Here is a 24,170-nt window from a genome sequence, read left to right as displayed (position 1 = left end):
TGCCTGCGGGAGGATCTTGGACCCCCCGATTTCGTGGTTCGCGGAGCCGTCGTATATGGTGTGCAAGCACGCGAACGAGAGATCGGAAGCGAGCGAAAGATCCTCCTCACGGGGCTGTAGCGCAGTTGGTAGCGCACCACACTGGCAGTGTGGGGGTCAGGGGTTCGAATCCCCTCAGCTCCACTTTGGAGAGTGAAACCGGGTGATCCGCTCAGGCGGGTCACCCGGTTTCTTTGTGTCCTCTGTGGACTGTCCTATGTAGACGATCGTGCGCCGGGTCGGCTCATGCCTTGACGGGCTTGGCTTGGCGGTGCGGTGGAGGTCCTTGGAGCCACGGTCGTCGGAGACGAACTCGGCGCCCACGTACACGGAGTCGCCCTTCTTCGCCGTTTGCTCGCGCTCGCCTTCCGCGACCTGTTTCCCGCCGAGCTTCTCGCCGAAGACGTCGGGGGCACGGCCGAAGAAGTGGTTCACATCGGGTGCTGGCCATCCCCGCCGCCATATTGCAATACAGAGCTGTGCTGTATTGTAGGTGGCATGGGTACCGACGATCGCGCTGCTGGCCGGCCGCGGAGCAGGGAAGCCGATGTCGCCATCCTGGACGCCGCGCTCGACCTGTTCATCGAGCGCGGCGCGGAGGCGACCAGCGTCGAGCAGGTGGCGCGGCGTGCCGGAGTCACCCGGGCCACCGTCTACCGGCGTTATCCGGACAAGATCCGGCTCCTGGTCGCCACGATCGAGGCGGCCTACGCCGAACCCCTGCCAACGCCGGAGATCGACGATGTCGAGCACATGCTCACCGGCTGGGTGACCGTCCTGTCCGACCCGCGCCAGCGGCGACTCCTGCGCCGCCTTTACGGGGCGATCGAGGACTATCCCGAACTCGTTCACGCGTACCAGCGACTGTTCGGCCAGCAGCGCGCCCAGGTTCGCCGCAGCGTGCTCGAACGGGCCCGCGACCGCGGCCAGTTCCCCGCGGACACCGTCCCGGATGTGGTGCTGAACCTGATCATCGGCGCGGGCTGGCAGCACCTGGCCATCCATGCGGACTCCTGCACGGCCGCGGAAGCCGAGAAGTTCCTGCGCGCCGTGCTCCACCAGCTCGGATACCGGCCCGATGGCCACCATCACCAGCCTTTCGAACCTCCGGTCAAACAGTGATGGCAGTCGAGCGCGGCGTGCTGTGACGACTCACGGACGAACCAGACATCCCTCGCGGTGTGAGCGAGAACCGCTCGCACCCTGTGCCCGGTAATGGAGAAGAAGTTGAGAAAGCACATCCTTCCCATCGCGGTCGTGGCCGCCACGTTCATCGTCTGCGGGCTCGCCGTGGCCGCCTCGGCAGCACCGGCCAAGCCGGTGAACATGGTGGTGCTGGGTGACTCGACCGCATCGGGAACCGGGGCCGGTAACTACCACCGCGGCACCCACGGCACCTGCTGGCGCAGTTCCAACTCCTACTCCGAGGTCGCCGCCGCGACGCTGCGCTCCGCCGGTCGCGCCGTGGAGTACCGCAGCGCCGCGTGCAGCGGAGCGAGCATCGACGACCTGCGCAAGCCGTTCAAGGGTGAGCCCGCCCAGCTGGACGCGCTGAAGCCGGACACGAACGCGGTGCTGCTGACGTTGGGCGCCAACGACGTCGGCTATGTGGAGTTCGGCGGCCTGTGCATGCAGGGCGACTGCTCCAAGGCGGGCAAGACGGTCACCGACCAGCTGCCCGCCATGAGCAAGAAGCTGCTCGGACTGCTCGGCGAGATCAAGGCCAAGAGCCCCAAGGCCAAGGTCGTCGTCGTCGGCTACGGCCGTCAGCTCACCAACGGCGCCAACGCGCTCACCGCGATCGATCCGATCTGCGCGCCCACCGTGTTCTCCGCCGAGGAGCGCGCCGAGGGCAGCAAGGTCGTCAGCGCGCTCGACCTGACGCTGCGGACCACCGCCAAGGCGGCCGGTGCGGTGTTCGTCAGCCCGTACGTCGACTCGGTGAAGCTCGGCAAGGAGTTCGCCGGGCACTCGCAGTGCGAGGCGGGTGCGCCGTACTACCGCGGCTTCGACGCGCTGGCTCCCGGCCAGGAAGGTCAGGAAGCCGTGCTGCACCTGAACAAGGCCGGGCAGGGCGCGCTCGCCGGGCTCGTCGCCGCGCAGCTGCGCTAGCGGATCCGGGCAGAGTCGAAGGACCCCCTCACAATGTCGGACGGAAGGGTAGTGCCGTGACTGAGACGACGCGCCGGATCGCCCTGGTGACCACGGCCTCCGTGGTGCTGTCACTGGCCGGTGCCAGCACCAGCGCTGTTGCCGCCCCGGCCGTGGTGAAGTGCAAGCACAGCAGCGAGTTCGACCTGAGATCAAAGGAAGACTCTGGCGGGAACGTCCGTGCCCGTGCCAAGGGCACCATGAAATGGGGCTGCTCCGACGGGAAGTTCCACGTGTCCGGGAAGCTGTACGACCCGGACCTGAACGACTCCAAGGGCGCTTACGTGTGGGCGCAAGCGTGTGGCTACTACCACGGCGACGATTACCCGGGGAAGTGCCGGAACAAGAAGGACAAGAAGCACTCTTCCCGCCAGGGAAAGGCTTTTGACCTTGTTGTGTCCCCGAGGGCCAAGTCGGAGGGGCCGACCGGGGCCTGGCTGATCGGCGTCAAGTCAGTCAGCCGCTGGGACGACTCGCAAGAGGTGTACAAGGTGGTCAAGGCTTAGACCCTCACTGGCCACTGCGGAGAAAGAAACCGGGTGATCTGCTCAACGGCAGGTCACCCGGTTTCTGTTTGCCCGTCGTGGACTGCCCTTTCGGGCCCGGTTCGGGAAATTTCTGCCGATGGGCAGCAGGGTTCTCCTGCTGGATATCGGTCGGCTGATCGCGGGTCTTGGGGCATCCTGTGGTGCATGGAGTGGAACCGGCAGCTGGTCGACCAGGTGGACCTCGCGTTCAACGAGTCGACGGTGTGCGGGCTGTTCTTCGACGAATCGGCGGCCGAGGCTCGCCTGCTGGTCGAGGTTCTGGCACTTCCCGAAGTCGGTCCTATCGATCGCGATCCGCGCAGGGTTGTCGTGTTCTCCGGGGTTTCCTCCGTCGAGGTCATCCTCCGCGCGGATCTTCCCGACGCACTCGGGCCGGTCCAGCCGCTCGAATCGATGGACGCGCTGGAGGCGTTCTTCGCCAGCCTCGAGCAGGCGGAGGCGATGTACGGCTGGTCCTTCGTCGACGTTGACGACGTGGGAGACGACTGGAACGTGACGCCGAGCCTCGGCAAGCGCACCGGGCGACAGGTTGCCGCGCACACGTTCCACTGGTTCACGGAATGCGGCCGACCCGGTTCCGGTGACGGCCGGGAACGTTACTGCTTGCAAGGCGTGATCAATTTCGACGCGCTTCGTGTTGAGCGAGCTGACTCGCAGCTTGTGCCGCTGGAGACGTTCGTGGCAGACGCGCGGAGGTGGTGGGACGCGCTTGAGAGACGAGACGCGCGGTTGTCCGCTGCATCTCAGCGGGACGCCCAGGCCGGTGCGGCCAGGTGGCGGGCCTGGGGTGGAGAGTCGGTGATGGTGCCGGGCAAGGCACCCTGATCTCAGCCCGTGCCCTTGCGCCGCGCCGACGTGCAGCACGAGGAAGTCGAACTCATCACTTCGGTGGAGCGGGTGACGACCTTCAGGCGAGGATTCGCGTCGGTTCCGGGCACAGCCTGAGTGCATGCCACTCAGCGATACGCGGCTTCCTCCTGGGCAGCGTCGCGTCGACGGATTCCCGCGTTTCGGAACGCACCTGCATCGGCCTCCGCCTCAGGTGCCGGACGATCCCGTGATCGCTGTGAGCGGCGCGGTGCGCAAGCGCTCGGAGGTGCGGCTGGCGGACCTGTCCGCGCTGCCGCGGCGCGACGTGGTTGCCGACTTTCACTGCGTTGCTGGCTGGACCGCGACCGGCCTGCGGTGGTCAGGTGTGCGGTTCGCGGACTTCTACCGCGTGTTCGTCGAACCCGAACTGGAGTCCGGGACCACCGTCACCCACCTGGCGTTCGAAGGGCTGGACGGGGTGGCGTCCGTGGTCGAGTTGCGGGACGCCCTCGCTGACGACGTCCTTCTCGCTGACCAGCTGAACGGACAACCTCTCGGCGGTGACCACGGGGCTCCGATACGGCTGGTCTCGCCGAAGCAGTACGGCTACATGAGCACCAAGCACCTCTGCGTCGTCGAAGTGTGCTCCGCACTGCCGACGCACCGTCTCGGTACCGGCTTTCTCGACCGGATGATCGAGGGGCATTCGCGGGCTCGCGTGTGGCACGAGGAGCGTCACGCCCGCGTCGCCGGCCGACTGGTTCGGCCTTTCTACCGCGCCCTCATCCGGCCGATCCGCTATCTCAGCTCGAAAGGAGCGCAAGGCGCATGAGGGTCCCCAACAACGTGCTGAAAACCCAGCGATGGATCATCACCGACGTCGTCCACGACTTCGACACCGAGGACGTCTGGGCCCTTCCCATCACGGGCGGGCGCGACGACTTTGAAACCGTCATCGACCTCATGCACTCAATCGACTTTCCCGGATCGGCATCGCTGCCAGCGCGCTTGTTGTGGAAAATCCGGGACCTGCTCGGCAGCGTGTTCGGACTGGGGCGCATCTCGACGTCGGCGGAGGATTCCGGAACCTGGCCTCCTGTCCCCGGAACGGACGAGCTGTCGTTGATCGGCCGAGTGCCGGAGGAACTCCGCAACACCGCGACGGACTCGCATCTCAAGGACAAGCCGTTTCGCGGGCTGTACGTCTCCGATTTCGAGTTCGCCGAAGAGATGTCGAACCGGACGATGTACGGCGTGATGCACCTGGGCTGGGTTGATCAAGGTGACGGCCGGTATCAAGCCCAGATGACGGTCTACGTCAAGCCGCGCGGCGCGGTCGGCAAGGCGTACATGGCTCTCATCAAGCCGTTTCGCTACGCGATCGTCTACCCGGCGCTCATGCGGTACCTCGAACGAATCTGGACCGAACGGCGCGGTGCGCGCTAGCAGGACGCTCGGCGGAGGCGCTCGCGGGCGTCGTGCTCGGACAGCGAGGTGATGGTGTGCCCGGTCGTGTGTTGGTATTTGGCGTCGTAGGCCCTGGTCCACACACCGGCAGCCCATGAACGCTCGCGTTCGTCGGTGCTGAATTCCCGGCCACGAGCTTGGCAGTACGCGTCGAGGAAATGCTGAGTGTCCTCGACGGTGGCCAGCTGGTCCACATCGACGGTGGAATAGAGCGCTGCGGCGAAGCCGACTAGGACGGCTTCGCTGTCCATGATCATGCTGTCCCAGTCGTGCACCACCAGCAGCGTGTCGCCGTTCCAGCGGAGGTTGCCCGCGAGCCAGTCGCAGTGACCGATCACGGCTTCGGAGTCGCTGGCGCGCAACCGGTCACGGGCGCGGCGGCCGGTGTCGTCGATCCACTCCGGGCTGGCCACGTTGTTGAGGTCCGTGTCGGCGTCTTCGGGACGCGGCCAGAGACCGTCCTCGGTGTGCTTCCAGTCCGCCCACGACGGCGCTGGGTCGAGCGTGGACACCTCGGCCGGTCGCGGAGCCAGCTCGATCAGCCGCGCGAACGCTTCCGCGAAGCCCCGGGCGGCGTTGTCCGCGCGCGGGAGCGCGGTGCCGCCCGGGACGTGGGACTCCGCAGTGGCTACGTCCTCGCCGAAGGGAACGGCGCCGGTGAGCGGCTCAGGGCACGGATAACCGGCCAGGAACATGCGGCGTTGGATTTCGATGCACGCCGCCATTCGTGGCGAGGCCGGACGAATCTTGACCACGACCTCGCGGCCGTCAGCCAGCCGGAGCCCCACGACGGTGGAGAGGTGCCCGGACCTGAAAATCTCCTCGGCTGGCGGACTGCCGAGATGCTCCACACACCACTGAGCAAGCTCTCCTGTGCGCGCGTGAGGTGACATCTGAACATCCTCACACGCGGTGGCGGCGCCGGGTGATCGGGGAAGAATTATCTGTTACAGCCACCTGCAGTCGCTGACATTGGTGTTCACGTACTCGGAATCGCGAATATTGATCGTAGGCCCGAGTTCGGTGTCGGTGTACGGTCTCACGCATCCTTCGTAGTATGTGCCGCTCGTGGTGAACACGCGAATCCTGACAGAAGTTGATCTGCAGTTCTCGTAATAGGCAGAACTGCCTTTGGTGTGGTGTCCGCAAGCAGCGTCTGCGGCCGCGAACTGCGCTTGTGGTGTGGCGCTCGCCGTTGTGGCCAGAACCGTTCCTGCGGCGATGGTGGTCGCGATCGTGGCGGCGATTCGGAGGTTTCCGCGCATGAAATTCTGCCTTCCGGCTGGTGGTTTCATGTCGGACGGCACGCTATAGATGATCTTGAAGTGATTGCAGTGAATTCACGCCTGCCTGAAATTGCTTTCCGTCAGATGAAATGTGAATTGAGTTCACCGGGGAAACGTGGTCAGGCGCGCAGGAACGCCAGCACCGCGAGCACCCTTCGGTGATCGTCGCCAGCGACCGGCAGGTCGAGCTTGGTGAAGATGTTGCTGATGTGCTTGTTGACCGCGGCCTCGGTGACCGTGAGGTGCCGGGCGATCGCGGCGTTCGACCGGCCCTCGGCCATCTGTGCGAGCACCTCGCGTTCGCGCGCGCTGATCCGACTGAGCGGATCATGCCTGCGCCGCAGCAGTTGTCGCACGACTTCGGGGTCGACCACGGTGCCGCCACCCGCGACCTGAACAGCGGCGGCGACGAAGTCGGTGATGGCGCCGATGCGGTCCTTGAGCAGGTACCCGACGCCGACACCGCCATCGGAGTCGAGCAGTTTGGCCGCGTAGGACTGCTCGACGTGCTGGCTGAGCACCAGTACGGGCAGTCGCCGGTAACGCGACCGCAGTGCGACAGCGGCGCGCAGTCCGTCGTCGGAGTTGCCGGGCGGCATGCGGACGTCGGTGATGACGAGGTCGGGCTGATCGGCGTCGACGGCGTCGACCAGCTCGTCGGCACCGGGGACAGCGGCGATCACGTCGTGGCCGAAGCGCGTCAGCATGTTCACGAGCCCGTCCCTGAGCAGGAGCGAGTCCTCTGCGACGACTATGCGAAGCGACACGGGATCTCCACGTGGATCAAGGTCGGGCCACCGGCGGGACTGGAGACGCGCAGTCGTCCGTCGACGACGGCGACGCGGTCGGCGAGACCGGTCAGGCCAGTGCCCGCAGCCGGGTCCGCGCCGCCGATGCCGTCGTCGGTGATCTCCAGCACGAGCATGTCGGTCACCAGCCTGCCCCGGATCGCGGCGCGCGCGGCCCGGCTGTGCTTGGCGATGTTGGCCAGCGCCTCGGTGATCAGGAAGTACGCGGTCAGCTCGATGTGCTGGGGCAGCCTGCCCGCCATCTGGAGATCGACTTCGACGGGCACCGAGGACCGGGTGGAGACGTCCTCCACCGCCGCCGCCAAGCCGCTGTCCGCCAGCACCTGCGGGTGCACGCCGCGGATCAGGTCGCGCAGCTCGCGCAGGGTCAGCGCAACCTGCTCCTGAGCCTGTTCGAGCTGCTGGTCGAGCTCCGAGCCGGGCGGGACGTCGAGCCTCGTCATGCCCAGCGACATGCTCAGCGCCACGAGCCGCTGCTGAGCGCCGTCGTGCAGGTCGCGTTCGATGCGGGCGCGCTCCACCTCGAACGCGTCGACCAGCCGCGCGCGTGACTGGGTGACCTCGGTGAGCCGATCGCCGAGTTCTTCATCGCGCGGGGCGAGGATCGCCCGTGTGAGGGCCGCGCGGGCGCCCGCCCACGCGGTGATCAAGTACGGAGCAGCTGGCACCAGTGCGACTCCGACGATGACCCACGGCCAAGCCGATGGATCGTCCAAAGGCGACACAGCGGTCAGCACGGGCGCGCCGAGCGCGAAGAGCAGCACGCCGAGGTCGAGCCACCACAACGCGATCAGCGACAGCATCGTGAAGCCGAGTTCGCGCCACGTGACGGGCTCGCGCAACCGCGTGATCAGCCAGGCGCGCGGGCTCGGTCGTTCCAGCCGCCTGTGCGGGTCCGGCGCGGGATCGAGATCGACCAGCCGAAGTCGCCACCGCTCGAACCGCGCGATGTAGATGCCGGACAGCGCCACGCCGAGCAGTACGAGCACTCCGATGACGACGATCAGCAGAACCGCGCCCGCAGCCGCGCCCGCCGCGTAGACGCCGAGCGTGACCGCGCCCAGCACGACACCCGACAGCAGGTACATCAGCGAGCGCCACGGCCACGACGAGGCGAGGAACCTCAACGGGCGCTGGGCAAGCGCCTGCCAGGCGGTACGAGCACGCACCTGCCGACCGTAGGTCATGGCGGCGACGGACGCGGTAGTGCTGGCACTACCTGATCACTAGCGCCCACGCGAGTGATCGAGGGCAGTGATTCCGGTGGAGTTCTTCCCATGACGACCACCACTCAAGCGCCCGCTGCCGAAGCGGTTCAGCTCTGGTCGGCGCGCAAGGTCCACGGCGCTGGGGACCAGGCCGTCACCGCGCTCGACGACGTGTCCATCGGGTTCCCGCGCGGCACCTTCACCGCGATCATGGGACCGTCCGGCTCCGGCAAGTCCACCCTCTTGCAATGCGCGGCGGGACTCGACACCGCCACCGCGGGCAAGGTCGTGGTCGCCGGTGTCGACCTCGGCGAGCTCGACGAGAACGACCGCACGACGCTGCGCCGCGACAAGATCGGGTTCGTGTTCCAGGCGTTCAACCTGGTCGCTTCCCTGACCGCCGCGCAGAACGTCGAGCTGCCGGTGCGCTTCGCGGGCAAGCGCGTCAGCCCGGCGGAGGTCAAGGCCGCGCTGGGCGAGGTCGGTCTCGCCGAGCGCGCCCACCACCGGCCGGGCGAGCTCTCCGGAGGCCAGCAGCAGCGCGTCGCTCTGGCGCGGGCGCTGATCACCCGCCCGGAGGTGCTGTTCGCCGACGAGCCCACCGGCGCTCTCGACACGACCACTTCCCGAGAGGTGCTGCTGATGCTGCGCGGGATCGTCGACCGGCACGCCCAGACCGTGATCATGGTGACGCACGACCCGGTCGCGGCTTCGTATGCGGACCGCGTCGTGTTCCTCAAGGACGGCCGGATCGCCGACCAGATCGCGCTGAGCCCGCACCAGCGGCACGCGCACCCCTCGCTCATCGCGAGCCACATGGCGAAGCTGGAGGCGTCCTGATGATCGCCGCAGCCAACATCAAGCAGCGCTGGTCGAGCTTCCTCGGCGCGTTCAGCGCGATCGCACTGGGCGTCGCGCTCATCACGACCACGTTGCTGGTCCACGAGTCCTCGTCGCCAAGAGTGCCGGCGCGCATCGCTGGCGCGCCGGTGATCGCGGTGGCACCCGCCGCCGTCAACGTCAACGGTTCGCCCAGTGATCGGATGCCGTGGAGCGAGGACGTCGCGCGTCGCTTCGCGGACAAACTGGGCAAGGTGCCCGGCGTCGCCAGCGCGGTGATCGACCGCAACTTCTACGCACAGGCCGTGATCGACGGGAAGCCCGTCGCCGACCCCAACGCCGAGGCGGCGGGCCACGGTTGGTCCAGCGCTTCGCTCGCGCCCTACGCGCTCACGTCGGGCAAGGCACCCGCCGCGAGCAACGAGGTCGTCGTGGACGCCTCGCTGAGTATCCCGACCGGTTCCACGTTCTCGCTGCTGACCGCGTCCGGGACGAAGGACGTGAAGGTCGCGGGCACTGTGGACGGTCCGGGCTTCTACTTGCAGGACAAGGCGGCCGCTGACCTGATGGCCGGTGTCCGAGCCATCGGACTGGTGCTGAAGGACGGCACATCCGCGGCGGGGGTTCGGGTTGCCGCTGAGGAAATCGTCGCGGGCAACGGCGAGATCGTCAGTGGTGACAGCCGTTCCGTGCTTGAGCCGCACCACGTCCGGCACACGCGCTGGCTGGGCACGCAGCTCATCGCCGCCATGGCGTTTCTCGGCGTCTTCGTCACGATCTTCGTTGTCGCGTCGACCTTCGCGCTCAGCGCCGCGCAACGCAGGCGCGAGATCGGCCTGCTGCGCACCATCGGCGCCGCGCCAAAGCAGGTGCGGCGGATGATCCTCGGCGAGGCCGCACTCATCGGCGTGGTCGGAGCGATCACGGGCGCGGTGCTGGGCGCGCTGCTGGCACCCGCGATGGGCTGGCTGCTGCTGACGATCGGCGTCTCCAGCAAGGACTTCGTCGTGGAGATGACCGCGAGGCCGATCGTCGTCGCCGTGCTCGTCGGTGTCGGCGTCGCGCTGCTCGGTGCCTGGTCGGCGAGCCACCGCGCGTCGAAGACCGTGCCGATGGAGGCGCTGCGCGACGCGCAGGTCGAGAAGCACGCGATGACCAGGGGCCGCTGGATCCTCGGCGGCGGCTCGCTCGCCATCGGTGTGCTGCTGGCGATCCTCACGGCGACCGCGTCGGCCGACGACCGCGTCACCATGGCGCTGTCGACCGCGATGGTGCTCACCGTGGCGGCGGCGATGCTCGCGCCGGTCGTCATCGGACCGGCCGTCCGGCTGGTGACGTGGCCCGCGAGGTCGGCGAAGGGGGCGGGACCGGTGCTGGTCCGTGCCGAGCTGCTGGCGGCCAAGCGCCGAACCGCGTCCATCGCGGCGCCGATCATCGCGACCGTCGGCTTCGCCGTGCTGCTCAGCGGCATGGTGGCGACGATGCAGGCCGCCTATCCGGCCGGGGAGACCGCGAAGCTGCGGGGCCTGGCGATCGTGGTCCCCGATGGTGCGCCTGGCTTGAGCGACGAGACGGTCGCGGCAGTGGGGGTCGGTCGTTCGCCTTTGCCGACAAGGCTGTTCCTCGACCGTGCGGAGTTCGGCAAGACCGTGATCGACGGTGTCGGCAGCGCGGACTCCGACCGCAGCGGCGTGGTCCTGTCCACCTCCATGGCGAAGCGTTTCGGCTTGGAGCAAGGCGAGTCCGTGTCGGTCGGCTTCGTGGACGGCCGGTTCGAGACGCTGAAGGTGACCTCGGTGCTGCCGGACGACCCTGCGCGCGGTGACTTCGTGCTGAACAGGGATCTGGTCCGCGGTCACGACGGTTCCGCGTTGACCGACACCATCTTCATCCCGCAGGCCAAGGCACCGTCGTCGGTGGGCGCGGGCGCGGCGGTCCACGACGGGGAGACCTTCGCCGCGGCCAAGTACGAGAAGGAGAACCGCCTGCTGCTCCAGTTCTCGCTCGTGCTGATCTGCGTGGCGGTCGGCTACACCGGTATCGCGGTGGCCAACACCATGGCTATGGCGGCACAGAGCAGGACTGCGTCCTTCGCGGTGCTGAAGTCCACTGGTGCCACCGTCCGCCAGGTGGTGCGCCTGGTGATGGGGGAGACCGCCTTGGTCGTCGTTGTCGGAGTGGCGCTGGGCCTGCTCGTCACAGTGCCTCCGTTGGCAGCCATGGCATCCGGCCTCACCGAGGCCACTGCCACCGCGGTGTCGCTGCGGATGGACTGGCCGATCGTGGTGTTCGTCCCCGTCGCCTGCCTCGCGCTTGCGGTCGTGGCGAGCGTGCTCATGACGTGGCGGTCGATCCGGTACCGCGCCGCTTAGAAAGCGAAGGAGCCCTCCGAACGTTCCGGAGGGCTCCTGATCGCTGTCTATTCGTGGTCCGTCGCCGCCGACAACATCCAGGCGACGAGTTCCCAGGTCGGTTGCTCGGGCACTGGCTCGCCCTTGACGTTCTGGTAGGCGCCGTCGGCGTCGTTCAGCCAGCCGCTCATCCCGTCGAGGTACTCCGGCAACGTCCGGTTGCGCCAGCCGTAGCTGGTGCCGGTCTCGAACTCCTCGGCGAGGTCGGTGATGAAGTCGAAGAGGTCTTCGCGACTGCGCACCTCGTCCGGACGCTTGGCCACCACGCAATCTCCTCGCTGAGCACGCTCGCTCGATGTCCGACCGGGGACGGCCATGTGGGTGACCGTCCCCAGTGGACACTACTGAGCGGATCGCGTTACTTGCCGACCATCTCGGTGGCCCAGCCGTTCACCGCGTTGTGCAGCAGCGGCGCGTTGGGCGCGTAGTTGATCGAGTGGCCGTAGTTCGGCAGCACGAACGTGCGCAGCTTCGCTTCGGGCGAGTAGTAGAAGTCCTCGCCCTGGCGCAGGCCAGCTGCGCTTGAGCAGTCGCTGGCGAGCAGGCCGCAGAACACGCTGTCCTTCTCGCCCATCGCGAGCAGCACGGGCACGTTGATCCGCCTGCTGTAGGGCAGGACAAGACCGATCAGGACGGCGTCGACCATCTCGCCGGGAGCGATCACGTCCTTGGTCGCCTCGTCGGCTTCGAGCGCCCTCTGGTCGAGCGGGCCCGGGGTGTGGAACGCGGTGTACCGCAGGCCGCTGCCGGTGGTCAGGTACGCCGGGTCCAGCCCGATGGCGCCGAGCTTCTGGTCCAGCAGCGCCGGCCTGAGCGAGGCCACGGTGGGCACGGCCGTCAGCGCGGCCAGCCGGTGGGTGAACCCGGTGATGACCACGCCGTCGACGTCGCGGAACGTGGCTGCCTCGATGAGGGTGGTCGCCGACCCGAGCGAGTGCCCGACGAGAATGATCTTGTCGAACTTGGGGCCCAGCGTGCCCTTCCGCATCGCCTTGATGGCGTGGTGCACCGCGTTGGCCTGAGCGCTCGCGGTCAGCAGCAGGCTCAGCGGCTTGGAACTGCGCCCGGTACCGATGCGGTCCACCGCGAGGGTGGCGTAGCCGGCCTTGTTCGCGGCCTTGCGGAAGGACAGCTTCTCCGACAGGCCGGGCGGGTCGTAGTAGGTCGAGTTGTACGTGCCTCCGGGCACCAGCACCTGGAGGGTGCGGCTGCCGCCCGCCGGGACGCACAGCCTGCCGTACATGGTCTGGTCGTCGAGCCCGAGCAGTGGCACGTCCACCAGTGACACGGGGATGTTCAGGTCCTGGCAGGCCGCCTCGGTGGCGGACGCCTGCGCTGGGGCGAGCACCGCGCCGGCGCTCAGCAGGGCCACCGCCGCGGCGGCGGCGCGGCGCAAGAGCAAACGCACGAAAACCTCCGGATTCCGTTGTGGGAGTTACTGATCCCGAGGGCGTACCGTCATCGGCATGCCGCGCGGGTAAGCGATGGTGGTATACCGCACCCGGACCGGGCCGGTGGGCTCCAGGGACCACCGCGCGAAGATCGTGGCCACTCCGATGACGACCTCGGCTCGTGCGAACAGGTGGCCGATGCACTGTCGGCTGCCGTCGCCGAACGGGAGGAACACGCCGGGCGGCAACGTTTTCACTCGATCAGTGGACCAACGGTCGGGATCGAACACGTCCGGGTGATCCCAGTAGCGGGGGTCGGTGTGCAGGGCGAGCGGGCTGAACATCACCTCGTCGCCGGGGCGCAGCCGCACCGGGCCGAGGTCGACCTCCTGTTCGGTGCGGCGCATCAGCAGCCACAGCGCGTACATCCGCAGCACCTCGCTGACCACCTGCCCGGTGTAGACCAGCGCGGCCACGTCGTCGAAGGTCACCGGGCGCCCGCCGAGCACCTGGTCCACCTCGGCCCGCACGCGCTCCGCGACGGCGGGGTCGCGCCCCAGTTCGTGGCAGGTCCAGGCCAGGATCAGCGCGGTGGTCTCGGTGCCCGCGGTGAGCACGGTCATCACCTCGTCGTGCACCTGCTCCCGGGTCATCCGCTCCCCGGTCTCGGCGTCCTCGGCCAGCAGCAGGGTGGACAGCAGGTCGCCGTGGTCGACGTCCGGGTCGCGGCCCTCCAGCAGCCCGTGCACGACGGACTTCATCCGCGCGGTGGCCTGGTCGAAGCGCCGGTTGAACGGCAGCGGCAGCTTCTCCACGAAGCCCGGCGAGAGCACCCGGTACATGCCCAGCTGGATGACAAGGGGGATCGAGCGGCGGGCCTCGTTGATCGCCTCCTCGCCGAGTTCGGTGCCGAACAGCGTCTCGCCCACGTTGGTCATGGCCAGCGCCTGCATGTCCGCGTCGATCTGGCGCACCTCGCCCGGCCGCCAGGACTCGACGAGCGCGGTGGTCGCCCGGACCCAGAGTTCGGCGTAGCGGCGCAGGTTCTGCCTGCCGAAGGCGGGCAGCATCAGCTTGCGCTGCCTGCGGTGGAACGGGCCGTCGGACAGGGCGAGGCCGTTGCCCGCGTACGGGCGGAACTTGCGGAACATGATTCCGGTGCCGAAGCTCGATCCGTCGCTCACCATCACGCGGTGGACGAGCTCCGGATTTGTCAGGAAATACGTCTGGAGAGGCCCCATCGACAGCTTGACCACGTCACCGTGTTCCCGCAGTCCGGCGGTGAAGTGGACGCGACGGCGGAGCAGTGCGGGCGTGTGTCCCAGCAAGGGCCACCGGCCGGGAGCCACCCGGACGGGCATGAGAACTCCTTGGCGTGGGCGGGAATCGGGAAGAGCGCCACGCTAGAGGCGATTCAGTTCTGCCGACAGCACCCGATTGGGTAGGACGCGACCGCGATCAGATGTATGGGCAATTGCCCTATTGCGGGGTAAAGGGATCGCTTTCGAAATCGGTATGCTCCTCGACCTCCCGAACGGATGAGGTGCGCGATGGTGAGCACACCGGACTGGGTTGCGGCCGGAGTGGACACGACGACGCCGAACGTCGCCCGGATCTACGACTACTGGCTGGGTGGCGGCCACAACTTCGAGACGGACCGCGCCACCGCGGACCACCTCGAACGGAAGCTGCCGTGGGTCCGGCAGTCGGTGCGGCTCAACCGCGCCTTCCTCGGGCGCTCGGTGCGCTTCATGCTCACGCAGGGCATCCGCCAGTTCCTCGATCTGGGCGCGGGCATCCCCACCGTGGGCAACGTCCACGAGATCGCTCAGCGGGAGCTCCCCGAGGCCCGGGTGGTCTACGTCGACAAGGAGGCGGTGGCGGTCGCGCACAGCGAGCTGCTGCTGGCGGGCAACGACCGCACGGCGGTCCTGCACGCGGACGTGCGCGACGTGGCCGGGGTGCTGGAGAGCCCGCAGGTCCGGCGACTGATCGACTTCTCCGAGCCCGTCGGACTGCTGTGCATGCTGCTGCTGCACTGGATCCCGGACGAGGACGACCCGGCCGGGCTGGTGCACGCCTACCAGGCTCCCTTGGCCCCGGGCAGCATGCTCGCCTTCACCCACATCACCGCGGACTTGCGGCCGGAGTCCCTCACCGCGGCCACCGACGAGATGGCCGCGCGGCGCGGCGACGTGCCGCACACCCGTTCCCGCGAACAGGTCCTGGGTCTGCTCGGCGATCTGGAACTGGTCGAGCCGGGCATGGTGGGGTGCGGCAACTGGCGACCGGCGGGACCGAGCGACATCGCCGAGGACGCGGTGTGGAACGAGCTGCTCTACGCGGGCGTCGCGCGGAAGCTCTGAGTCAGTGACCGACCCCGGCCTCCACCCGATCCCGGAGCAGCCCGAAGACGGGCGCCGCGATCTGCTCGCGCGCAAGTGGGCCTACCTGCTGGGCGGGACCGTCTACGTGCCGCTGGTGCACGCCGACTTCGAGGTCGAGCTGGCAGCGCTGCTGGAGGACGTGTGCGCCGAGGTGCGCGGGAGCGACCGCGCCCGTCCGCTGCTGGCCGCGGGTGCGCGGCTGGTCGAGCTGAACTGCGCGAGCGGGCAGGCGCTCACCATCACCATGGACGTCCTGGGCAAGGGTCTGCTCGCGCTGCCCGAACTCCAGTCCGTCGAGGAGCTCGCCGAACGCGTCGTGAGCGCGCTCGGCGCGCTGGCCGCGAGCGTGGTGGTGGCCGCGCAGAACGCCACGCTGGCCCAGCAGGAGAGCCTGAAGATGTCCCTGCTCAAGGCCGTGCGGGACGCGAAGTACAACCTTCAGGCAGCGCAGGCGCGCTTCGACGAGGTCGCCACGTCCTCGGCCAGCGGCATCCTGGTCGCGGACCTGGACGGCACGCTGGTCACGGTGAACGCCGCGGCGGGCGTGATGCTCGGGCACGCGCCGGACGAGCTGACCGGCCGCGACCTGTTCGAACTGGTGCACCCCGACTACGCGCCGGTGCTGCGGGAGGACTACCGCGCGCTGCTGGCCGGTGGGGTCGAGCGGATCAAGCAGTCCCAACGGTTGCTGCACCGCGACGGCGAGCCGGTGAGGGTGTCGCTGACCGCCTCGCTGCTGCGCGGAGCCGGGGACGAGCCCAGTCACTTCGTCACCGTGGTCGAGGACGGCACCGAGCTCGTGCTGCTGCAGAACGAGCTCAACCGGCAGGCCCTGCACGACGTGCTCACCGGCCTGCCCAACCAGCAGTGCTTCAGCACGCGGATGGAGACCGCGCTGGGCAGGGCCGACCCGGAGCTGGGCGTGACGCTCCTGCGATTGGAGCTGGACGCCTTCGCGGTGGTGCGCGACGGCCTCGGCGAGCGTGCGGCCGAACAGCTTCTGGTCACCGTGGCACAGCGGCTGAAGTCCGTGCTGGCAGGGGAGAAGGCCTTGCTGGCCCGGTTCGGAGGCGCGGAGTTCGCGGTGCTGGTGGAGAACTCGCCTGGCACCCCGGACCCGGCGCACTTGGTGCGGGAACTGCTCCACGAGCTGACCGAGCCGACCTATGTGGACGGTCACGGGCTCGCCCTGTCGATCAGCGTCGGCGTGGTCGACCGGCCCGCCTTGGACCGCGAGGTCGCTGAGCTGTTGCGCGAAGCCCACCAGGCACTGCGCCGGGCCAAGGCCAACGGGCGCGGGCAGTGGGAGCTCTCGCACCCCGAGCGGAACCGGCTGGACCGCGAGACCGACGCGGTGGCCGCGGTCATGCCGGGTGCCTTCGAGAACGGGGACGTGCAGGCGCGGTACCGGCCGCTGGTGCGGCTGGCCGACGGCGCGGTGCACGGGGTGGAGGTGCTGCTCAGCTGGGATCCGCCCGAGGTGGGCGAGCTGTCCGATCAGCAGTGCCGCCGCCTGGCCGAGACCACCGGGCTGATGCTGCCGCTGGGCGAGTGGCTGCTGCGCACCTGCTGCCAGCAGGTGCGCTGGTTGCGGCAACGGCTGGGGCGCGACCTGCGTCTGCTGGTCAGTCTGAGCCCGCACCAGGCCGCCGACGCGGATCTGCTCACCCGGGTGGCTCGCGTGCTGGAGGAAACGCGGTTCCCGGCGGAGCGGTTGCTGGTCGAGCTGCCCACGCCGGGCCTGGTCGCCGACCTCGGCAAGACCAGGGACAACCTGCGCGCGTTGGCTTCGCTGGGCGTGCGACCGGTGATCAGCGACTGCGGGTTGGGCGGCGGAGCGCTGGCCACGGTGACCGATCTGCCGGTGCGCGGCGTGCGGCTGGACGGTGGTCTCCTGGACGGGGCCTCGCCGGTGGTCGACCTGCTGCGGGAGCTGCCGGGGCTGGTGCACCGGGCGGGTGCGGAGGTGCTCGTGGACGGCGTGACCACCGCCGAGCGGGCGCGGTTCTGGGTGGAGGCAGGGGCCGAGCTGGCGCTGGGCGAGCACTGCGGAGCGCCCTGCCGTCCGGAGGATCTGGCCGCCGCCCTCGACGACGCCGGTTGGCGGACTCCGTAGACGGCGTCCCGCACGTCGCGCGCTATCGAACAGGTGTTCGAAGTTGTCCACAGGTTGTCCCCAGCTGGGGACAACCGCTCAGGCGAGCTGCTCGGCGAAGGCGCGGGCCTGGGGAGTGCCGTGTTCGGCGTGCCAGATGACGCCGAGCGCGGACTCGGGGAGGCCGGTGACGGGGACGAAGACGACGGAGTTCCGCGTGCCCTGGTGCCGGGCTGTTGAGCGGCACACGAGCATTCCGCCTCGGCCTGCGGCGGCCAGGCCCATGCCCTCCTGGAGGGTGCTGGCGGTGGAGCCGCGCCGGATGTGGTGGCCGTCGGGGGTGGTGTCGGGGGCCTGGGCGCGGCGCCAGTACGCGGGTGCGGCGCCGCGGATTCCGATCAGGGGGTGCTCGGCCAGCTCTTCGGCGGTGACGGAGTCCTTGTCGGCGAAGGGGTGCCGGGGCGAGACGGCGAGCACCTGGGGCTGGTGCGAGAAGGTGGCGCCGAGCACGAGATCGGGTTCCTCCACGGGGAGCAGCACGACGGCGGCGTCGACCTCGCGGCGGCGGAGGGGGCCGAAGGGGTCGGCGAGCGGGATCTCGGTGAGTTCGACCGCGTGGTCGGGGCACCGTTGCTCGAATCCGGCAATGGCGGTGGCGAGGGAGTCGTCGATGACGCCTTGGAAGCCGATGCGCAGCACGCCGCCGGAGCCTCGTGCGGCGGTGCGCGCGCGATCGACGGCGGCGCGAAGTGCTCCGTAGGCGGGACGGAGTTCGGCGAGGAACTCCTCTCCGAACGGGGTCAGTCGCGCGCGGCGGCTCGTGCGTTCGACCAGTGGCGCGCCGATGCGGCCCTCCAACGAGCGGAGCAGTTGGCTGACACGGCTCTGCGACACGTAGAGGCGTTCTCCGGCGCGACCGAAGTGCAGCTCGTCGGCGAGCACGAGGAACGCTTCCAGCTCGCGGATCTCCAGGCCGCTCATGCGTGTCCTCCTCCGCGATCCAGTAGTCCCGCTCATAGAAGGATGAGAGATCGGCCGTTGTTCCCGGCCGTGCGCGGCGGTTGCCTTGAGCACATGGTGCAGACGGAGACAACGAGCAGGTCAGGCGGCTGGGTGGCGGTGAGCGCGGTCGCGGGGGCGACCTTCACAGCGGTCACCTCGGAGATGCTGCCGGTGGGGCTGCTGACGCCGATCAGTCACGGCCTGGAGGTCAGCGAAGGCGCGGCCGGCCTGACGTTGACGGTGACCGGCGTTGTCGCGGCGGTGTCCGCGCCGCTGTTGGTCCCGGCTCTGGGCAAGTTCGACCGGCGGAGCGTGCTGTGCGCGCTGACGGCTGTGATGGCGGCGGGGAACCTGCTGGCTGCTTGGTCGCCCGCCTTCTCCGTGATGCTCCTCGCGCGGGTGCTGGTGGGGATCGGCATGGGCGGGGTGTGGGCGGTCGCGGCGAGCCTGGCGGTGCGGCTCGTCCCGCCGAAGTCCGTCGGCTCGGCGACTTCGCTGATCTTCAGCGGTATCGCGGTCGCATCGGTACTGGGTGTCCCTGCGGGCGCCTACCTCGGGGAGCTGGCCGGGTGGCGGGCCGCTTTCGTCGCAGCCGGTGGGGTGTCGCTGGTGGTGCTGGCCGCGCTGGCGATGTCGTTGCCACCGTTGCCCGCCGAAGGGACCGTCCGGTTGAGCGCGATGGCGCGGCTGGCCGTCGCGCCGCGCATGCGCACGGGGCTGATCGTGGTGGCGCTCTTGGTGATCGGGCACTTCGCCGCGTACACCTACGTCCGGCCGGTGCTGGAGGAAGTGGCGGGGGTGGGCGCCGGGCTGATCGGGACGCTCCTGCTGGTCTACGGGCTGTTCGGGATCTTGGGCAACTTCGTCGCGGGTCTCGGAGCGGCGCGGTCGCCTTGGAGGACGCTGCTGGCGCTCGGCGCGATGCTGGCGGTGACGATGGCGCTGGTTCCGGTGCTGGGGTTGACCGCGCTGGCTGCTGCGGCGCTGCTGGTGGTCTGGGGGCTGGCGTACGGCGGGGTCTCGGTGGCCTCGCAGTCGTGGATGATGGCGTCCGCGCCGCAAGCGCCGGAGGCGGCTTCGGCCCTGTTCGCGGGGGTCTTCAACGCGGCGATCGCGCTCGGAGCGCTGACCGGCGGCCTGGTCGCCGACACGGTCGGGACCACGGCGGTGATGTGGCTCGGCGGGGTGTTCGCGGCCGCAGCGGTGCTGGTGCTCGGGGCCGCTGGGCGCGTCAGTTCTGCGCCACGATGAGGCGGAAGCCCGCGTCCCACTCGTCGAGCGCGAGCAGGTCCTGGTGCGTTTCGTGCCACCAGCCGCTTTCGAGGTCCTGGCGCAGGCGCTGGATGCCGCGTTCGACGGCGTCGGGGTTGGTCTGGGCGAGCGCGGAACAGGCGCGGCGGACGCGAGGATCGAGGTAGGCGTCCGGGCGCCGCCAGTGAGCTGGGAACACGCCGTCGGTGAAGTCCCAGGCCAACGGCATGGGAATGACGTCGTCGGTGCCCAGCTCGTCCGCGATGTGCGGCGCGGAGGGGCGGGTGAGCTCCAGCTCGGCGATCTCGGGCACGTACTCGCGGACGAACCAGAAGTCGGCGTGCAGACGGGTGTCGTAGGCGAGGACGACCTGGCGCGGGGCGACCCGGCGGAGTTCGGCGAGCCCGGCGCGCCAGTCGGTCCAGTGGTGGACGGTGAGCACGGCCATCGCGACGTCGACGGCGTTGTCGCGCAGCGGAAGGGCTTCGGCGACGGCGCGAACGGCGGGGCTCGCGTGCGGCGGTCGCTGGCGGATCATCCTGGAGGACGGTTCGAGGGGGAGCACCGTGCGATCGCGCGGCTCGTACGAGCCGGTGCCCGCGCCGACGTTCACGACGGAACGGGCGGTGCCGAGCGCGGCCAGGATGGGCGTCATCCAGCGCGGATCGGTACGCCGTCCCAACGAGTACCCGGTGCCGATGCGGTCGTAGAGCTCGGTTCCCGCCACTCTTCCTCCCCAGTGGACCAGCCTGTTAGCAGGCTAACGACCACCGGGCGTGAATAGGTGTGATTCACACGGCGACGAAACCGTCGAGCATGGCCACCTCGCGGGGCGAGGCGCTCTCCCTCCACTTCGCGGAGAGCGCGGCGTAGGTGGTGACGTCGTGCCAGCGTCCCTGGGTCTGGAACAGCTCGTGCAGCGTGGCTTCCGGCAGCAGATCCGCGCCGTCCATGACCCTGCGCATGTGGACGTGGTCGCTGCGGTGCCCGGCCCACACCCGGTGCAGCCCGAGGTGCCCGAACGCGTAGACGAGCACCAGCCGCCCGGCTTCGATGGCGTGACCGCGCAGGGGTGAGCTGGGGATGACGACCAAGCCGGTGATCATCGCGTTGCTGCCGTAGCCCTCGACGAGCAGCCCGATCATGCCGTGCATGGAGTCGTCGTCGTTCAGGGTGAGCGCGAAGGTGTGCCGCGGGTTGTCCTCGCCGGGACGCGGGATGTGCTTGTGGAACAGGGCGGCGGCGTCCTCGCGGGTCATCCGGTCCACACCGAGGTACCGGGTGAGTGCCGCGCTGGTGTAGATCCTGACGAACACGTCGCGGTCGCGCTCCGCCAAGGGGCGCAACGTGATGTGCTCACCGACGAGGGTTGGCCGCGTGCTCATCCGCCCGCTCCGGTGATGATGGCCTCCGGGTCGACGTAGTAGCGGCCGGAGGGCACCGGGTGGCCCAGCAGGATGCGGCGGGCGGTGTCGGTGACCAGCGCGCCGCCGAGCACGACCCCGGACGCGAGTTGCGGCCAGCTGCTCAGGGTGTGGCCGATCCTGGCGATGGCCTCGGTCATCGCGGAGCTGAGCTGCGACTCGTCGACCATGTCGAGCAGCAGGCGGATCAGGCGCGGGCGGTCGAGGTCGCTGAGGTCCTCGGACCGGGTCGCGCCGAGCCTGCCGTGCAGCAGCGGGCGGTCGGGTTCGACGTCGAAGCGCTCCACGTCGAGCATGCCCCGGTCGTTGGTGTCCATCAGCACCGGGATTCCCAGGCGGCGGGCGTGCTCCCTGGCCGCGATCTTCACCCAGGGCGTGTCGCACTCCTCGACCAGCAGGTCCAGTGGGCCGCCGTCGAAGAAGTGCCCGATCGTCTCCTCGGTGACACCGCCCCGGTGGATCTCGATGTCCAGGTAGGGGTCGATCTCGGCCATTTGGCGGGCGCAGAGCACCGTCTTCTCCACGCCGAGGTCGCTGACGCCCGCGCGCAGGCGGTTGAGGTTGGACAGGCCGAGCCGGTCGTGGTCGGCCAGCCGGAACGCGCCGCCGACGCCCTCCATCGCGCAGGTCAGCGCGGCGCTGTTGCCCACGGAGAGGCCGATCACCGCGATCCGCCGCTCCAGCAGCCGCGCCTGGTCGGCCCTGGTGATCTTGTCGCGGTTGCGATCGGTGCGCACCAGGCGGAACTGCTCGCGGGGCAGCACGTGCACCAGGCGCGCCGACCACGGGTACCAGACCCAGTTGCCGTACCGCCAGCGCGGAGCGCCGTCGCACGCCTCGTCCTTGGCGGAGTCCCATTCGCGGGCCGTCCGGCGCCGCCCGGGGTTGGTGCACGCGATCAGCTCTTCCAGCTGGTCGTCGATCCGGTCGTGCACGGCCACGACCTGGCCGGAGGTCAGCAACGCGGCCAGCGCCGCGGCGTCGGACGGGTCGGAGGGCGAGAACACCCTCGGCCGCCAGGTCTCGTTCTGGCTCCGCTCGGCGAGCAGCTCGGGTAACTCGTTCGGCACGGCGCGAGACGGTAAGCGCCCCACAGGCCTTTTAGGCAATTGCAGAGAAATCATTCATCTTCTCGTCTTGACGCGTCTGACCAGGACTCTGTGTATCGCGGGCGTATCGAAAAACGCATACGTCGCCGCAACACGCACCCGTCTTCCATGGTCATCGACTGGGGGAGGGACGGAACATGAACGCGGATTCTGTGCGCGGGGTCGGTCGGAGGCAGCTGCTCGGATGGGGCGGCCTGGCGGCGGCGGGCGCGTCGGTGGTGGGGGTTGGCCGCGCTCACGCGGACACCGGTGAGGGCATCCCGCCGGACGCCTTGCCGGGCGGGGCGTACGACAGGTTCGTCGCGAAGCTGGCGAAAGAGGACAAGTTCTCCGGCACGGTGCTGCTCTCGTACCGGGGGCGAACGGTGCTGTCGCGCAGCTATGGCATGGCGGACAAGGAAAAGGGCGTCCGCAACCACGAGGGTACGGCGGTCAACCTCGGCTCGGCGGCGAAGCCGTTCGCGGCGGTGGCGATCCTCCAGCTGGTGCAGCAGGACAAGGTCCGCCTCTGGGAGACCGTGGGCAAGTACCTGAAGGGCTTCGCCGCGGACATCTCGGAGAAGGTCACCGTCCACCACATGCTCAGCGGCACCACGGGTCTGGTCCACCCGGAGCACGACCTGCGGCGCGTCTTCCACAGCAAGGACGAGGTGCACGCCTACCTGGAGCAGTGGACCCGGAAGGGGAAGCTGGAGCAGCCCCCCGGTGCGGGCGAGGACTCGACGAGCGGTGGCCTCCTGATCGCGGCGCAGATCGTGGAGGCGGTGACCGGCATGACGTACTGGGACTACGTGCACGAGCACGTCTTCAAGCGCGCGGGAATGACCGGGTCGGGCTTCTTCACCCGGCCGCAGTGGCTCACCGACCCGGACATCGCGCACTCCTACATGCGCCAGGCGGACGGCAGCCGGGTGGACATCGTGCGCAATCTCGACAAGGGCAGCCCGGGGCAGCACGAACCCGGCAAGAACAACGCGCGGAACTTCATCGACCACGCAGGGGACGGCGGATTCGTCTCAGCGCGGGATCTGGCCCGGTTCGCGCAGGGGCTGCGCGACGGCACGGTGCTGAAGAAGCCGTTCGCGGATCTGCTCCTCCAGCCGAAGCTCCCGATCGGCAAGGGCAAGTTCGGCGGCCCGCCGCCCCCGTACCCGGCGTTCACCAACTACACGATGCCGATCTCGCTGCACGGCGAGCAGTGGCTGACCGGGCGCGGCGGCGTCAACCCGGGCAGCTGCGTCAACTGGAACCTGTACCTGGACAGCGGCTGGGTCGGCGTTCTCACCAGCAACTACGACGATTTCCCGCTCGGGGAGATCCTGGAGCAGGAGCAGCTCGCGATCATGGGATCGCGCTGAGCCTGCCGGAGCGACGGAAGCGGAGCGCGGGTGCTCGACAAGTGGCAGGACTGGGTCGGCACGGAGACCGGCATCGTGGCGAGCACGGTGTTCGGGCTGCCGGTGGCGGGTCTGGTGGTGTGCGGATTGGCGTACCTCCGGCGCGGCAGCGGAGACGCGTGGCGCAGGTCGCTGGCGCAGGTGGGCTTGGTCTACGGGACGGTGCCGTTCGTCTGGCTGACCCTGATGCCGGGCAGCCGCGCGGGGAAGGTGCCGGGGCGGACGAGCCTCGTGCCGTTCCAGGACCTGCTCGACGTGGACGCGGGGCAGATCATCGGCAACCTGCTGGTGTTCGCGGCGCTGGGGTGTTTCGGGCCGCTGGTGTTCGCGGAGCTGGGATCGCTGTCGAGGGTCCTGGCGCTGGCGGCGGCATGCTCGATCTCCATCGAGGTCGCGCAGTACGTGTTCCAGCTGGACCGGGTGTCCTCTGTGGACGATGTGCTGCTCAACACCGTGGGCGCCGGGCTGGCGGCACTGGTCTCGCGCCGGTGGTGGCTCGCCAGGACGGGTTCGCGTATGCCGGCGATATCCAGTGCTGCCTAGGC

Annotated in this window: 25 protein-coding genes and 1 tRNA gene; 14 read left to right on the top strand and 12 right to left on the bottom strand. The window is 69.1% G+C overall.

The window, feature by feature from the left end; genetic code table 11:
• Positions 1 to 110: 110 nt before the first annotated feature.
• Positions 111 to 183 (top strand) — tRNA-Ala (locus ABD798_RS32275).
• Here ABD798_RS32275 and ABD798_RS32270 read toward each other — a convergent pair.
• A complete protein-coding gene (locus ABD798_RS32270) occupies positions 175 to 474 on the bottom strand; it encodes a hypothetical protein (protein WP_344883438.1) in 300 nt (99 codons plus the stop codon). The genes ABD798_RS32275 and ABD798_RS32270 overlap by 9 nt on opposite strands.
• A 63-nt stretch (positions 475 to 537) precedes the next feature.
• Here ABD798_RS32270 and ABD798_RS32265 point away from each other — a divergent pair, with 63 nt between their 5' ends.
• The 6 genes from ABD798_RS32265 to ABD798_RS32240 all read left to right on the top strand — a co-directional run bounded on the left by ABD798_RS32265 (position 538) and on the right by ABD798_RS32240 (position 4,994).
• Positions 538 to 1,161 carry a TetR/AcrR family transcriptional regulator gene (locus tag ABD798_RS32265; RefSeq protein WP_344883435.1) on the top strand — a complete coding sequence of 208 codons (624 nt, stop codon included), beginning with the start codon at positions 538 to 540 and terminating at the stop codon, positions 1,159 to 1,161.
• Positions 1,162 to 1,266: 105 nt separating this feature from the next.
• On the top strand, positions 1,267 to 2,151 hold the full coding sequence (locus ABD798_RS32260; RefSeq protein WP_344883432.1) for an SGNH/GDSL hydrolase family protein: 885 nt from the start codon (positions 1,267 to 1,269) through the stop codon (positions 2,149 to 2,151).
• Positions 2,152 to 2,207: 56 nt separating this feature from the next.
• Complete coding sequence (locus tag ABD798_RS32255) at positions 2,208 to 2,696, top strand: hypothetical protein (RefSeq protein WP_344883429.1); 489 nt, start codon at positions 2,208 to 2,210, stop codon at positions 2,694 to 2,696.
• A gap of 186 nt (positions 2,697 to 2,882) precedes the next feature.
• On the top strand, positions 2,883 to 3,563 hold the full coding sequence (locus ABD798_RS32250) for a hypothetical protein (RefSeq protein WP_344883426.1): 681 nt from the start codon (positions 2,883 to 2,885) through the stop codon (positions 3,561 to 3,563).
• A 232-nt stretch (positions 3,564 to 3,795) separates the two neighbouring features.
• Entirely contained in the window at positions 3,796 to 4,380 is a 585-nt protein-coding gene (locus ABD798_RS32245) for a molybdopterin-dependent oxidoreductase (RefSeq protein ID WP_344883422.1), read from the top strand.
• Positions 4,377 to 4,994 carry a DUF2867 domain-containing protein gene (locus ABD798_RS32240; RefSeq protein WP_344883419.1) on the top strand — a complete coding sequence of 206 codons (618 nt, stop codon included), beginning with the start codon at positions 4,377 to 4,379 and terminating at the stop codon, positions 4,992 to 4,994. Before ABD798_RS32245 ends, ABD798_RS32240 begins: the two co-directional genes overlap by 4 nt.
• Here ABD798_RS32240 and ABD798_RS32235 read toward each other — a convergent pair.
• The 4 genes from ABD798_RS32235 to ABD798_RS32220 all read right to left on the bottom strand — a co-directional run bounded on the left by ABD798_RS32235 (position 4,991) and on the right by ABD798_RS32220 (position 8,279).
• On the bottom strand, positions 4,991 to 5,908 hold the full coding sequence (locus tag ABD798_RS32235) for a phosphotransferase (protein ID WP_344883416.1): 918 nt from the start codon (positions 5,906 to 5,908) through the stop codon (positions 4,991 to 4,993). The two genes, ABD798_RS32240 and ABD798_RS32235, sit on opposite strands and share 4 nt — an antisense overlap.
• 54 nt (positions 5,909 to 5,962) lie before the next feature.
• Complete coding sequence (locus ABD798_RS32230; RefSeq protein ID WP_344883413.1) at positions 5,963 to 6,322, bottom strand: DUF6355 family natural product biosynthesis protein; 360 nt, start codon at positions 6,320 to 6,322, stop codon at positions 5,963 to 5,965.
• Between the two features lie 98 nt (positions 6,323 to 6,420).
• Entirely contained in the window at positions 6,421 to 7,008 is a 588-nt protein-coding gene (locus ABD798_RS32225) for a LuxR C-terminal-related transcriptional regulator (RefSeq protein WP_425549311.1), read from the bottom strand.
• A gap of 44 nt (positions 7,009 to 7,052) precedes the next feature.
• Complete coding sequence (locus ABD798_RS32220; RefSeq protein ID WP_344883407.1) at positions 7,053 to 8,279, bottom strand: sensor histidine kinase; 1,227 nt, start codon at positions 8,277 to 8,279, stop codon at positions 7,053 to 7,055.
• Positions 8,280 to 8,387: 108 nt separating this feature from the next.
• Here ABD798_RS32220 and ABD798_RS32215 point away from each other — a divergent pair, with 108 nt between their 5' ends.
• Together ABD798_RS32215 and ABD798_RS32210 are read left to right on the top strand one after the other, a co-directional pair.
• Positions 8,388 to 9,158 carry an ABC transporter ATP-binding protein gene (locus tag ABD798_RS32215; protein WP_344883404.1) on the top strand — a complete coding sequence of 257 codons (771 nt, stop codon included), beginning with the start codon at positions 8,388 to 8,390 and terminating at the stop codon, positions 9,156 to 9,158.
• Positions 9,158 to 11,530 carry an ABC transporter permease gene (locus tag ABD798_RS32210; RefSeq protein WP_344883402.1) on the top strand — a complete coding sequence of 791 codons (2,373 nt, stop codon included), beginning with the start codon at positions 9,158 to 9,160 and terminating at the stop codon, positions 11,528 to 11,530. Before ABD798_RS32215 ends, ABD798_RS32210 begins: the two co-directional genes overlap by 1 nt.
• Positions 11,531 to 11,577: 47 nt before the next feature.
• Here ABD798_RS32210 and ABD798_RS32205 read toward each other — a convergent pair whose 3' ends face one another.
• From ABD798_RS32205 to ABD798_RS32195, 3 genes are all read right to left on the bottom strand, one after another.
• Positions 11,578 to 11,835, bottom strand: a complete 258-nt coding sequence (locus tag ABD798_RS32205) for a DUF7660 family protein (RefSeq protein WP_344883399.1) — start codon at positions 11,833 to 11,835, stop codon at positions 11,578 to 11,580.
• Between the two features lie 92 nt (positions 11,836 to 11,927).
• Entirely contained in the window at positions 11,928 to 12,977 is a 1,050-nt protein-coding gene (locus ABD798_RS32200) for an alpha/beta hydrolase (RefSeq protein ID WP_344883396.1), read from the bottom strand.
• 27 nt (positions 12,978 to 13,004) lie between these two features.
• Positions 13,005 to 14,321: a cytochrome P450 gene (locus tag ABD798_RS32195; protein ID WP_344883393.1), complete on the bottom strand. Its 1,317-nt coding sequence runs from the start codon at positions 14,319 to 14,321 to the stop codon at positions 13,005 to 13,007.
• A 189-nt stretch (positions 14,322 to 14,510) separates the two neighbouring features.
• On the opposite strand from ABD798_RS32195, the gene ABD798_RS32190 reads away from it, so the two are divergent.
• Together ABD798_RS32190 and ABD798_RS32185 are read left to right on the top strand one after the other, a co-directional pair.
• Complete coding sequence (locus ABD798_RS32190; protein WP_425549303.1) at positions 14,511 to 15,326, top strand: SAM-dependent methyltransferase; 816 nt, start codon at positions 14,511 to 14,513, stop codon at positions 15,324 to 15,326.
• A gap of 4 nt (positions 15,327 to 15,330) precedes the next feature.
• Positions 15,331 to 17,463, top strand: a complete 2,133-nt coding sequence (locus ABD798_RS32185) for a putative bifunctional diguanylate cyclase/phosphodiesterase (RefSeq protein WP_344883387.1) — start codon at positions 15,331 to 15,333, stop codon at positions 17,461 to 17,463.
• 78 nt (positions 17,464 to 17,541) lie between these two features.
• Here the strand turns inward: ABD798_RS32185 and ABD798_RS32180 are convergent, their stop codons facing one another.
• Entirely contained in the window at positions 17,542 to 18,423 is an 882-nt protein-coding gene (locus tag ABD798_RS32180; RefSeq protein ID WP_344883385.1) for a LysR family transcriptional regulator, read from the bottom strand.
• A 42-nt stretch (positions 18,424 to 18,465) separates the two neighbouring features.
• Between ABD798_RS32180 and ABD798_RS32175 the strand changes: the two genes are divergently transcribed.
• Positions 18,466 to 19,695, top strand: coding sequence for an MFS transporter (locus tag ABD798_RS32175; RefSeq protein WP_344883382.1), 1,230 nt, complete (start codon positions 18,466 to 18,468; stop codon positions 19,693 to 19,695).
• Here ABD798_RS32175 and ABD798_RS32170 read toward each other — a convergent pair.
• The 3 genes from ABD798_RS32170 to ABD798_RS32160 all read right to left on the bottom strand — a co-directional run bounded on the left by ABD798_RS32170 (position 19,676) and on the right by ABD798_RS32160 (position 22,189).
• The gene (locus ABD798_RS32170) at positions 19,676 to 20,350 is read right to left on the bottom strand and encodes a class I SAM-dependent methyltransferase (protein ID WP_344883715.1); all 675 of its coding nucleotides are present in this window, start codon (positions 20,348 to 20,350) and stop codon (positions 19,676 to 19,678) included. The genes ABD798_RS32175 and ABD798_RS32170 overlap by 20 nt on opposite strands.
• Before the next feature lie 136 nt (positions 20,351 to 20,486).
• Entirely contained in the window at positions 20,487 to 21,080 is a 594-nt protein-coding gene (locus tag ABD798_RS32165) for a GNAT family N-acetyltransferase (protein WP_344883379.1), read from the bottom strand.
• The gene (locus tag ABD798_RS32160) at positions 21,077 to 22,189 is read right to left on the bottom strand and encodes a ThiF family adenylyltransferase (protein WP_344883376.1); all 1,113 of its coding nucleotides are present in this window, start codon (positions 22,187 to 22,189) and stop codon (positions 21,077 to 21,079) included. Before ABD798_RS32160 ends, ABD798_RS32165 begins: the two co-directional genes overlap by 4 nt.
• Positions 22,190 to 22,365: 176 nt before the next feature.
• Between ABD798_RS32160 and ABD798_RS32155 the strand changes: the two genes are divergently transcribed.
• Positions 22,366 to 23,586, top strand: coding sequence for a serine hydrolase domain-containing protein (locus ABD798_RS32155; protein ID WP_344883373.1), 1,221 nt, complete (start codon positions 22,366 to 22,368; stop codon positions 23,584 to 23,586).
• A 30-nt stretch (positions 23,587 to 23,616) separates the two neighbouring features.
• On the top strand, positions 23,617 to 24,168 hold the full coding sequence (locus ABD798_RS32150) for a VanZ family protein (protein WP_344883370.1): 552 nt from the start codon (positions 23,617 to 23,619) through the stop codon (positions 24,166 to 24,168).
• Positions 24,169 to 24,170 lie beyond the last annotated feature (2 nt).

Origin of the sequence: Allokutzneria multivorans (assembly GCF_039537405.1) — a bacterium.
Lineage (GTDB): Bacteria > Actinomycetota > Actinomycetes > Mycobacteriales > Pseudonocardiaceae > Allokutzneria > Allokutzneria multivorans.
The sequence above is the reverse complement of the archived record's forward strand: the minus strand, read 5'-3'. Positions and strand labels throughout refer to the sequence as shown.